Raw genomic sequence first — 12,063 nt, 5'->3', positions numbered from 1 at the left:
TCCAGGAATGCGCGATGGCGTGCGCGTGCGGCTGCGCGGGCACGATGGGAAAGGAATGTCATCGGCCAGCCGCCTGCACGTCGAACTGGTCGCTGACGCGCAGGTCGGCGCTGGACGCGCCCACCCGCACCTCGTAACGCCCCGGTGCCACGGCATAGGCCTTGCGGGCTTCGTCGTAGCGCCGCAGTGCGGCATCGGCCGCGAGCACGAACGACACCGTGCGCCGCTCGCCCGGCTTCAGGTGGATGCGCTGGAAACCGCGCAGTTCCTGCTGCGCGCCGCCCGGCGTGTTCTGCAATGGACGCACGTACAGCTGCACGACCTCCTCGCCGGCACGGGTGCCGGTGTTGGCCACCTGTACCTGCACGGTCATGCTCCCATCAGGCGCCACGACACGCTTGTCCAGCTGCAGGTCGCTGTAGTCGAACCGCGTGTAGGACAGGCCATGGCCGAACGGGTACAGCGGCGTGCCGCGGAAGTACCGGTACGTCCGGCCCTCCATCGCATAGTCGTCGAACGCCGGCATGGTTTCGTTCGCCTTGTAGAACGTCACCGGCAGGCGGCCCGCGGGGTTCGTGTCGCCGAACAGCGCGTCCGCCACGGCGGTTCCGCCACGCTGCCCGGGATACCAGCTCATCAGGATCGCGGGCAGGTTCGCCTGCGGCCAATCCACGGCGAGCGCGGAGCCGCCGGTCAGCACCAGCACCACCGGCTTGCCGGTGGCATGCAGCGCTTCCAGCAATGCGCGTTGCGGCGACGGCAGGCGCATGTCGGTACGGTCGCCCCCGGCGAACCCGGGATAGTTGACCGTCATTTCCTCGCCTTCCACGTCGCCGGTCAGGCCACCGACGAACACCACCACGTCCGCCTTGCGTGCCACGTCCAGCGCTTCCTCGAACGGCGGCCTCGCGCCCGGCATGCGCCAGGCCAGGCGCACGCCCGCATCGCGCTCGGCGTCGTAATACTCCAGGCGCAGGTCGTAGGCTCGGCCGGCCTGCAGGTCCAGTTCCACACCATCGCTGCGCAGGCGGTCGCTGTTCGTCCAGTGGTCGAGCACGCGCTTGCCGTCCACGTACAGGCGGTAGCCGTCGTCCGCGGCCGCTTCGATCCGGTAGCGGCCGGATACCGGCGGCAACAGCTGGCCACTCCAGCGGATGCTGAACCCATCGTTCGGAATGCCCTGCCCCGGCGCCGCCTCGCCGCGCGCCAGCAGGTTGTCGGTCGGCGAACCACGATCCCAACGGAAACCGATCTGCGCATCGGTGCGCACCAGGGCCGGCGCGCCGGAGAGATCCGGCGTGCGGAAGTACTCGCCGCGCAGCCCGCGTTCCGGGGAGCCGGCCGCGGGCCGCAGGAAGGCCGCTTCGATCAGCGGCGTTGCCGCGGGATCGTCGCGCCCTTCCACCAGGTCCACGCCGCGCGCGTACGTCACCTCGATGCCCTTCGCCGCGTCACGGATGCCCTGCAGCACGGTCACGGGTGCGGCCGGCGTACCGTAGTAGTTGCCGAGCAGCGCCATGGTGTCGTCGGCGGTCGGGCCGATCACCGCGATGCGCTTGAGGGTGCGCGGCAATGGCAGCGTGCCGTCGTTCTTCAGCAGCACCAGCGACGCCTGTGCCGCTTTCAGCGCCAGCGCATCATGCGCCGGGGCCTGGTTGGTCGAGTACGGAATGCGCGCCCAGCGCACGCGCTCCGGCGGGTCGAACATGCCCAGCCGCATCCGCGCCGCGAACAGCCGGGTCACCGCATCGTCGATCTCGGCTTCGCTGATCAGGCCCTGACGGACGGCGGCGGGCAGCGTGGCGTATTCCTCGCCGCACTCCAGCTCGGTGCCGTTCTTGACGGCCAACGCCGCCGCTTCTTCACGCGTGGCGACGATCTTGTGGTGCTTCCAGATGTCGACGATGGCCCAGCAGTCGGATACCACGTACCCCTTGAAGCCCCAGTCGCGGCGCAGGACGTCGCGCAGCAGGAAACGGCTGGCACTGGCGGATTCGCCATAGACGCGGTTGTAGGCGCCCATCACCGCGTCCACGTCGCCTTCCTTCACCAGCGCCTCGAAGGCAGGCAGATAGGTGTCATGCAGATCGCGCTGGCTTGGTCGGGCATCGAAGTGATGGCGGTCGGCCTCGGGGCCACTGTGCACGGCGAAGTGCTTGGCGGTGGCATCCAGCTTGCGATAGGTCGGGTCGTCGCCCTGCAGGCCGCGTACGAACGCCACCCCCATGCGCGCGGTCAGGTACGGATCCTCGCCGTAGGTTTCCTGGCCGCGACCCCAGCGCGGGTCGCGGAAGATGTTGATGTTCGGCGACCAGAAGGTGAGTCCCTGATAGCGGCCATGCGAGCCGTCGCGCACGAACTGGTGATGCTTGGCGCGTGCCTCGTCGCTGATGGTGGTGGCGACTTCGCCCATCAGCGGCACGTCGAACGTCGCGGCCAGGCCGATGGCCTGCGGGAACACCGTCGCCTGGCCCGCGCGCGCCACGCCGTGCAGCGCTTCGTTCCACCAGTCGTAGGCAGGCACGCCCAGGCGCTCGATGGCAGGCGCGGCGTTCTGCATCTGCGCCGCCTTTTCTTCCAGCGTCATCTGCCCGACCAGCGCAGCCGCGCGTGCCTCGAAGCTCTTCGACGTATCGAGCCAGGGCTTCGCGTCCGCCGCCCATCCGGGCCGCGCCACCAGCGCGAAGACACACAGCGCCAGCGCACGCAGGCCGGGGCGGGCACGCCGGTAGGCAGGAAGGGGACGGCTCACGGTCTTCATCATTCGCTCCTCAAGGGACGTTCATCGCGTGCAAACGGGCCCAGCAGCGTGCCGACGAAGCCGCCGGCGCGATCGGTGCTCAACACGGTGCCATCGACATCGCGCGCCAGCGATTGCCAGCCCCGGCCATCGCCGGTGTCGAACGCGAAGCCGTAGGCACCTTCATCGCCTTCGATCTTCAGCCGCAACGTGTCGCTGCCCTCGACCTCGCGCGTGGCGAGTGTGCGCGTGGTGCCGCCACCGTCGCGGCCTTCGAGGAAGATGGCCACGCGCCCATCGCCCGCGGGCCGCACGCCGAGGAAATACCAGTACGCCTCGCTCTGGAAGGCGGCCAGGCCCGCCGCGATACCGGGCGCGGGCCGCGTCATCGCCGTGCTGGCCTCGAAGCGCAAATGCTGCTGGCGGCGGCCGAGGAACGCCGGGTTGCGCAGCGTCTCCAGGCCTTCCGGCAGTGGATGCACGGCGAGCGCGCCGGGGCGCGCGGCCAGGTCGGCCCACGCCTGCTTGGGCACGCGCACACGCAGCCACTCGGGCCGCAGCGTGGTGCCGTCGAACTCGTCGCGATGCACGAAGTTGCCGGTGAAGGGCGCCTGCGTGCCCTCCCCGCGCATCCATGCAGGCGCGGCGGCGATGTAGGGGATGGTCTGCCCCGCCGGCAGGATCACCGGCCAGCCATCGCGCCACTGCACCGGCAACAGATAGGTTTCGCGCCCGGTGTTGTAGTGGCGCTGCTGGTAGTTGCGGCTGGCCAGGAACACCGCCCACCACGTCCCGTCGGGGCCTTCGACCAGATCGGCGTGGCCGGCATTGGTGATCGGCAGGCGCCGATCCGGCGGCAGATCGCGCTGGGTCAGGATCGGATTGCCTTCATACGGCGCATACGGTCCCCAGACATCGCGGCTGCGCAGCACCACCTGCGAATGCTGCGGCCCCGTGCCGCCTTCGGCATCGGACAGGTAGTACCAGCCGTCGCGCTTGTAGATGTGCGGCCCTTCGATCCAGATCGGATTCTTCTCGGGTTCCATGCCACCATCGATCAGCACCTTGCGCGGGCCGATCGGCTGGAAGCGGGCGATGTCGATCTGTTGCATCCAGATGGCGCGGTGGCCGTCATAGCGCGCCGGTCCGGGCGGCTCGTCGTTGTTGAGCAGGTAGACCTTGCCATCGGTGTCGAAGAACAGCGACGGGTCGATGCCCCCGATGGTCGGCAGCCAGTGCGGGTCCGACCACGGGCCCGCCGGATCACGGGCGGTGGCGATGAAGTTGCCACCACTGTCCGTGGCCGTGGTCACCAGGTAGAACATGCCGTCGTGGAATTCGATGGCGGGCGCGAAGATGCCCCGCGACACGCTCAGGCCGTCGAAGTCCAGCTGCGAGGGCCGGTCGATGACGTTGCCGATCTGCTTCCAGTGCACCAGGTCCGTGCTCTCGAACACCGGGATGCCCGGGAAGAAGGTGAAGCTGGAATTGACCAGGTAGAACTTGCCGTTCGCGCTGACGATGCTGGGGTCGGCATGGAAACCGGCCAGGATGGGATTGCGGTAGTGGCCGGACGGCAGCGGCGGTTCGAATGCCACGTCGCGACCGGTGTATTCGAACCAGTCGAAGTAGACCGGCGGCGCCTGCTCCTTCGACTGGGCGTTGCCGGTGGCCGTCAGCAACAGCAGCGCGGCGGCCAGCACACCACGTGCGGCGTTGCGCGTTGGCCCCCGTCTATCGGCGTGTCGGCGGTCGTCCTGGTGGCGACGCAGGGAGAACAGCTTCATCGGGGCACCTCGACGGCAGGGAGGGAAAGTTCGAAGGGACCGACCGGCAACCCGGCGGTGTCGCGAAGCGTGCAGACCGGGCCATCCGCCCAGCAGTAGCGCACGTACATGGCGTTGGCGGCGCGCGGGCCGCGCAGCACGACGTATCGGCCGTCAAGGGCCGCATCCGCGTAGTCGCAGCGCTTCGCTGCATCGCAAAGCTCGAAGCCGATGGGGCCGTTCGCGCCGGCCGTCAGCAGGGCGCCGGTGACATCGTCGAACGCCACCCTCACGCCGTCCGGCGTGCGCGCTGCGTCGCGTGCCGTCGGGCCGGTCGGTGGCAGCGCACGCTCGCCGTAGATGGTGTGGCGCGCCACGCGTGCGAGGCGGCGACCGAGTTCCTGCTTGTTCGGCGGATGGATGTCGTAGGCGTCACCGATGTCGATGGCGACCACCAGCCCGGAGTGCGGATCTTCCGCGACGACACGCCGCTGCGCCTCGCGCACCTGCGCCCAGCCGCTTTCCACCGGCGCCGACGGCGGCATGCCATAGCCGGCCAGCTGCACCACCAGCCACGGCACCTGCGCGCCGAAACGCTGCCGCCAGTCCTCGCGCAGCACACGCAGCCGCGCGGCATAGGCAGCGCCGTCGCCAGTATTGGATTCGCCCTGGTACCAGAGCATGCCGCGCAGGCCGGGATGCCCGAGCGGCGCGATCATCCCGTTGTACAACGTCGACAGACCGGCCGCCGCCTGCCAGGGCGCACGCGGCGGCTCGTCGGCGCCGGGCTCGGGCCGGTAGCGCCAGCGGTTGTCCAGCACGACGCGTGAGCCATCGTCGAAGGTCAGCGCGTGTGCACTGGCCGGACCGGCCAGCCCGCCGTCGCGATAGGTGTCCAGCACGTTGACCACGACCGTGTTGATGCCCGCCTTCAACAGTCCGGACGGCAGCGGGTAGCGACGCGGCTCACCGGCGCCGTAGCGGCTGCCCACGGCGGTACCGTTCACCCAGGTCATGTCGGTCTCGTCCGCGGGCCCGAGCTCCAGCGTTGCGCCACGGGCCGCCTGCGCCGCCGTCAACGTCACCTGCGTGCGATACCACACCATGCCGTTGTAGTCCTCGAGCGCCGGTACGCCCCAGCGCTCCCATGCGCCCAGCGTTGCGGGCGCCGTGCGCCAGCCGGTGTCGCGCACATCCGCACGCCAGGGGGCGTCGCCCGTGGCACCTTCGCGCGTGGTCCACCAGCGCTCCCAGTGACGTCCCCATCGCGCGAGCGCGGCAGGTGTATCCGTGGCGTAGAGCGCCAGCACGTCGAGCGCTTCATCGCTTTCCCCACCGGCACGCAGTGCGGTGGCGCTGGTCCAGGCTTCGATCCGCGAGCCGCCCCAGGCCGCCTGGATCAGGCCCATCGGCACATCGACCGTCTTCTGCAGTTCCCGTGCGAAGTAGAAACAGGCGGCGGAGAAATCCCGCGCCGAATCCGGCGACGCCACCTGCCAGCGGGCATCGCCCTGGAAGCGGGACTGCGGCGTGACGGCACCTGCCTGCGGCACCGTGAACAGCCGGATCCGTGGATGCGCCGCGGATGCGATCTCCGAGCTCGCATCCAGCGCCCGCCAGACCGGCAACTCCATGTTCGACTGCCCCGCGCAAAGCCAGACGTCGCCCACGTACACGTCGCGCACCGTCTGCACGCCCGTGCCGGCTTGCACCACCAGATCGTAGGGTCCGCCGGCGGCGCGCGCCGGCAGTGTCGCTTCCCAGGTGCCATCGGCCGCCGCACGCGCACGCGCCTTCGTGCCGTCCAGCATCACGCTGACGTCTTCAGCCGGCCGGGCGTGGCCCCAGACGCGGATGGCCGCGTCGCGCTGCAGCACCATGTGGTCCTGGAACAGCGCATGCAGCAGTCCGCCTTCGGATTCCCCGGCATGGGCGACGGGTGCACCCATCACGAGCATGGCGACTGACAGCACGAACCCGGTGATGCAGGGAGCCTTCATCGGCCGTCCCCCGGGGCATACGGGAACTGCAGCGCTTCGTAATACGCCAACGGGTGCGGCGGCGCCGCCTGGCCCTCCGGTAGCGGGCGACGCGCGAACGTCTGGAAGTACGCGATGCTGGCGTCACGCCACCACTGCGCTTCCTTTTCCTGGATGCCCAGGAAGGCCGCCACCTGCGCGTGCCGCGGCGCATCGACATGCGACGACACCCCGTCCCACGTGGACCGCATGCCGCGCACGTAGTCCACGCCGCGGGCGTAGCGCATCACCAGTTCATCCCACAACGGCCGGCCCGACGCCATCGGATGATCCCAGGGCACGTGGTGGAACCACAGGAGGAATTCCTCCGGCACGCGTGCGACATCGCCGAACTGCCGTGCCACCGGCGGGAAATACTGGGCCACGGCGTTGCTCCCCGTCGCGGAACGGTCGAAGCCGATGCCGTCCTGGTCGGCCCGGTGGTAGTACACCGATGTCCAGTCGGCGCGCGGACCGCCCTGCACCCATGGCCCCGGGCCGTAGTGATGACCGCGCCCCATCAGGTGGTGCAGGCCCAGCGGCGTCATGTAGTCCACGGCGGCCTGGCGCGAACCCATCATCATCTCCACGACGGGTGCCACCAGGCCATCGTCGTTGGCGAAGGTCATGCGTACCCACTCGTCGGCGATGCCCCGCGCGGTCAGAGACGGATTCCAGGCAAGCCGGCCGTACACGTACCAGTTGGCCTGGTCGAAGTGCGACCCGCTCCAGTTGCGGTCCGCGCCGGTGTTCGCCACGCCGGCCATGCCGGTGAGCGCGTGCCCCTCGAGCGTGCCGTCGATGACTTTCCTGACCGTGGAACCCGTGCCGCGCGCATGCGTATCCGCGGCGAGTACCTCTTCGTACATCGGCCCCAGGTAGACCAGATGGGTGGCGAAACCCAGGTATTCCTTGGTGATCTGCAGTTCCAGCATCAACGGCGTACGCGGCATGGCGCCGAACAGTGGATGGAACGGCTCGCGCGGCTGGAAATCGACGGGGCCGTTTTTCACCTGGACCAGGACGTTGTCGCGGAACTTGCCGTCGTAGGGCACGAACTCCGTATATGCCTGCTTCGCGCGATCATCGGGTTCCTCATGCGAGTAGACGAACGCACGCCACATCACCGTGCCGCCGTGCGGCGCCAGCGCCTCCGCCAGCATGTTCGCCCCATCGGCGTGGGTTCTTCCGTAGTCCTGTGGACCCGGCTGGCCTTCGGAGTTCGCCTTCACCAGGAAGCCGCCGAAATCCGGAATCGCGCGATAGATCTCGTCGGCCTTGTCCTTCCACCAGCGCCGCACGGCCGGGTCCAACGGGTCGGCCGTCTGCAGTCCCCCGATCTCCATCGGCGCGCTGAAGCGGGCGCTCAGGTAGACGCGGATGCCGTACGGACGCAACACGGATGCCAGCGCCCGGGTCTTGTCCAGGTACATGGGCGTCAGGCTCAGTGCATGAGAGTTGACGTTGTTGAGCACCGTGCCGTTGATGCCCAGCGATGCATTGGCACGGGCGTAGTCGGTGTAGCGCGGATCCAGGTAGTCAGGCAACGTATGCCAGTCCCAGATCGATGCACCGGCGTAGCCGCGCTCCACATACCCGTCGAGATTGTCCCAATGGTTCAGCACGCGCAGTTTCACCCGCGGCGATTCGCGCACGTCCATCGCATCGATCACCTGCCCCATCTGCAGCAAGCGAAGGAAATGGAAGCTTCCGTAGAGCACGCCGACATCCGTGTTGGCCGTGATCACCGTGGCCGCATGCCCACCCACGCGCACGCTGCGGATCAGGTAGCCCTCGTTTCCTAGCGGGCGGGTGTCCAGCCGCAGGCCGGCCACGACCGGAGAAGAAGCGGCCGTGCCGGCCACCACCGCCCCCTCGCGCGTGATCGCCGCCACGGCCTCCGGTGCGCGCCCGGTCAGGCCCGCCAGGCCGCGCAGCAGCTCCGCATGCGCGGCGGCTAGCGTGGCGGACCGCACCGGCATCACCAGCTGCGTGGTGCGTGACCGGTATTGCTCCGCCGCTGCGGGTGCGGCGGGGGCGTAGCGCAACCAGAGGTCGTAACCGTCCTCGGCCCGCACGCCGGCTGCCTGTACGCACATCAGAACGCCCAGCACCAGCATGTGGAAGCTGTGCAGGAAGCTGCGCCCCTCGTCGCCCCGCCGGGTTGGCGATACCATGAGGCGCGACAGGAAAGCGGGCCAGAGCGCGCATTTCATGACCGTCCCCGCGTGGGCTGCTGCTGCCGGGGGGAGCGGCCATGGGTCGACCGCCTTCCGTCCCCTGAAAGGAACGCGTTTTGGAAAAGCCGACAAGAGCCGTGCGACGCAAGAGCCGCGGCATCACCATCGACGAAGTGGCCGCACTCGCGGGCGTTTCTCCGATGACCGTGTCGCGCGTGATCAACGGCAAGTCCAAGGTCAAGGATGCGACGCGCGAACGGGTCATGCGCGCCGTCCGCAAGCTCGGCTACACGCCCAACCTGGCGGCCAGCTCGCTGGCGGCCGCGCAGCACACCCGCATCGCGCTGATCTATACCAATCCCACCGGCGCCTATCTTCGCGAGTTGCTGCTCGGCCTGCTGCGCGTGGCTTCGCGCACGACCATCCAGCTGGTGAGCGAATACTGGGACGACCTGGATGCCGAGTCCGAGCGCAAGGCGGCGCGCGAACTGGCCAAGCGTGTCGATGGCGTCATCCTGCCGCCGCCCCTGTGCGAATCCCGCGCGGCGGTAAGCGAACTGGTACGCGCCGGCGTCCCGGTGGTCGCCATCGCGTCGGGACGATTCAGCGACGAGATCTCTTGCGTGCGCATCGACGACTTCCGCGCAGGCAAGGAGATGGCCGAGCACCTCATCGAGCACGGCCATACCCACATCGGATTCATCAAGGGCCGGTCCGACCTCAGCGCCAGTGCGCGACGCTTCGAAGGCTTCCAGGCGGCCCTGCATGAAGCGGGACTGGCGCTGGAGCCCGGCCTGGTGCAGCCCGGCGACTACACGTATCGCGCGGGGCTGAAGGCCGCGGAAAAGCTGCTGTCGCTGCGCCGCATGCCCAGCGCCATCATCGCCAGCAACGATGACATGGCGGCCGCGGTCATCTCGGTAGCGCACCGGCGCGGACTGGATGTGCCGCGTGATCTTTCGGTGGTGGGATTCGATGACACCTCGGCCGCCACGACGGTATGGCCGGAACTCACCACCATCCACCAGCCGATCGCGTCGATGGCCAACGATGCCATCGACGTCCTGCTGCGCAGCATCCGCCGCCAGGAAGGCACGACCCGCGTGCTCGCCGACCACGTGGCGGCACACCGCCTGGTCGTACGCGATTCGGTCTCGGTTCCGCCCAAGGTCAGACGCCGCTGAAACGCCACGGGCCCGCCGTGCGGATAGCGCGATAGGACAACCGGGGTAGCGCACCACGGAAGGCATGCTCCGTTCCTAGCCTTCCATCTGCTCGAGTTCCCTGCCCTTCGTCTCGTGGACGAACCTGAGTACGAAGAAGACGGAAACGATGGCAGCCAGCGTGTAGAGGCCATAGGTAGCCGCCAGCCCGATGCCGGCCAGAAGCATCGGGAAGGTCATCGTGACGAGGAAGTTCGCACTCCACTGGAACAGGCCCGCGACAGCCAGTCCCGAACCGCGGATCTGGTTGGGGAACATCTCGCCCAGCATCACCCACATCACCGGGCCCCAGGAGATGTTGAAGAACACCACGTACAGGTTCGCGGCCACCAGCGCCAGCACACCCATGCTGCCGGACAACTGCAGCTTGCCAGCCGCATCCAGCGAGCCACTGGCGAACGCCACCACCACTGCAGCCAGTGAGACCGCCATGCCGACCGAGCCTGTCCACAGCAGTGGCTTGCGGCCGATCCGGTCGATCAGCAGCACGGTGACGATGCAGGCGCCGATGCTCAGTGCGCCGGACAGCACGTTGATCAGCAGCGCGTCGTTCTCCGAGAAACCCACCGCCTGCCACAGCACCGCGCCGTAGTAGAACACCACGTTGATGCCCACCAGTTGCTGGAACGTGGCCAGGCCGATGCCCACCCACACGATGGGACGCACCTTGCCCGTCGCCTTGCTGATGAGATCCGACAGGCGTGGACGATGGTGGTCCGACGCCAGGCTGCCCTGGATTTCCGCGAGCTTCCGCCGCCCTTCGTCGCTGCCGTAGAGCTTCTGCAATACACCCAGCGCTTCCTCGTGCCTGCCCTTCACCACCAGATAGCGCGGACTCTCGGGAATGAACAGCAACGCCACCAGGAACAGGCCCGCCGGCAGGATCTCCACCCAGAACATCCAGCGCCAGGCTTCATACCCCAGCCAGTACGGGCTCACCGACCCGCCTGCTACCTTCGCGAGCAGATAATTGCTCAGGAAGGCGGCGAACAGCCCGCCGATGATCGCGATCTGCTGCACCGTGGCCAACCGCCCGCGATAGCGCGCCGAGGAGACTTCGCTGATGTATGCCGGCGACATCACGCTGGCGGCGCCCACGGCGAACCCGCCCAGTACGCGATAGATCACGAACTCCAGGGACCCGATGGCAATGCCAGACCCCCACGCGGAGACGATGAAGAAGATGGCGGCCACGACCAGCACGTTGCGCCGGCCGTACATGTCCGCAAGACGGCCGGCAAAAAAGGCGCCGACCGCGCAGCCCAACAACATCGAGGCGACGTTGAATCCGGTTCCGACCGAGTCGGAGTCGAACGCCGCCTGCAACCCGTCCACGGTGCCATTGATCACACCACTATCGAAGCCGAACAGGAAGCCACCAATGGTGGCCACGCAGCTGATCAGGATGATGAAGCGGGTGTTTTCGCCACTGGCGATGTTGCCACCCTCAAGCGTGGTGCTGTTCATTCGTTGCGCCCCTCCAGGCTTCGAATCGACCTGCTGCCCATGCCTCCGCCCGAACCCCGCGGGCGGAAGCCGTCATCACGCGCTCAGCGCAGCAGGTACTGGTTGAGCAGGTTCTCGTAGCGTTCCTGCTTGCCGCTGATTTGCTTGGGTTCGCCCTGCCCGGCCGCCAGCGCGGCCAGATCGGCCAGGCCCAGCGTGCCGTTCTCGAAGTCCTTGCCCTTGCCGCTGTCGAAGCTGGCATAGCGTTCCTTGCGCCACTGCTCCCACGGCGAGTCGGTCAGCAGCGCGTGGGCGACTTCAAGACCGCGCGCGAACGCGTCCATGCCGCCGATGTGGGCGATGAACAGGTCTTCCAGGTCGGTCGATTCGCGGCGCACCTTGGCATCGAAATTCAGGCCACCTTCCAGCCCGCCCTGGCGCAGTACCACCAGCATGGCGCCGACGGTGTCGTACAGGTCAGTGGGGAACTGGTCGGTGTCCCAGCCGTTCTGCGCGTTGCCACGGTTGGCATCGATGCTGCCCAGCAGGCCGTGGTCGCTGGTCACCTGCAGGTCGTGCTCGAAGGTATGGCCCGACAGCGTGGCGTGGTTGGCTTCGATGTTGAGCTTGAAGTCCTTCTCCAGCCCGTGCTCCTTCAGGAAGCCGGCCACCGTGGCGCTGTCGAAGTCG

Annotated in this window: 6 protein-coding genes and 1 pseudogene; 1 reads left to right on the top strand and 6 read right to left on the bottom strand. The window is 68.2% G+C overall.

The window, feature by feature from the left end:
- Positions 1–58 precede the first annotated feature (58 nt).
- The 4 genes from ACIPRS_RS14995 to ACIPRS_RS14980 are packed head-to-tail and all read right to left on the bottom strand — an operon-like array spanning position 59 to position 8,644.
- Positions 59–2,761, bottom strand: a complete 2,703-nt coding sequence (locus tag ACIPRS_RS14995) for a glycoside hydrolase family 3 C-terminal domain-containing protein (RefSeq protein WP_446539118.1) — start codon at positions 2,759–2,761, stop codon at positions 59–61.
- Positions 2,761–4,527, bottom strand: a complete 1,767-nt coding sequence (locus tag ACIPRS_RS14990; RefSeq protein ID WP_446539117.1) for a glycoside hydrolase family 43 protein — start codon at positions 4,525–4,527, stop codon at positions 2,761–2,763. The genes ACIPRS_RS14995 and ACIPRS_RS14990 overlap by 1 nt, the downstream gene beginning before the upstream one ends.
- Positions 4,524–6,464, bottom strand: coding sequence for a sialate O-acetylesterase (locus ACIPRS_RS14985; protein ID WP_446539280.1), 1,941 nt, complete (start codon positions 6,462–6,464; stop codon positions 4,524–4,526). The genes ACIPRS_RS14990 and ACIPRS_RS14985 overlap by 4 nt, the downstream gene beginning before the upstream one ends.
- A gap of 38 nt (positions 6,465–6,502) precedes the next feature.
- Positions 6,503–8,644, bottom strand: a complete 2,142-nt coding sequence (locus tag ACIPRS_RS14980) for an alpha-glucuronidase family glycosyl hydrolase (protein ID WP_446539279.1) — start codon at positions 8,642–8,644, stop codon at positions 6,503–6,505.
- 176 nt (positions 8,645–8,820) lie between these two features.
- Here ACIPRS_RS14980 and ACIPRS_RS14975 point away from each other — a divergent pair, with 176 nt between their 5' ends.
- Positions 8,821–9,888, top strand: coding sequence for a LacI family DNA-binding transcriptional regulator (locus ACIPRS_RS14975; protein WP_446539116.1), 1,068 nt, complete (start codon positions 8,821–8,823; stop codon positions 9,886–9,888).
- A gap of 75 nt (positions 9,889–9,963) precedes the next feature.
- Here ACIPRS_RS14975 and ACIPRS_RS14970 read toward each other — a convergent pair whose 3' ends face one another.
- Entirely contained in the window at positions 9,964–11,394 is a 1,431-nt protein-coding gene (locus ACIPRS_RS14970; protein WP_446539115.1) for a sugar porter family MFS transporter, read from the bottom strand.
- A gap of 83 nt (positions 11,395–11,477) precedes the next feature.
- Positions 11,478–12,063, bottom strand: a pseudogene (locus tag ACIPRS_RS14965) (xylose isomerase); the annotation flags it as partial.

The organism is Pseudoxanthomonas sp. LARHCG66, from assembly GCF_052871755.1.
This window is presented reverse-complemented; position numbering and strand designations above follow the sequence as displayed.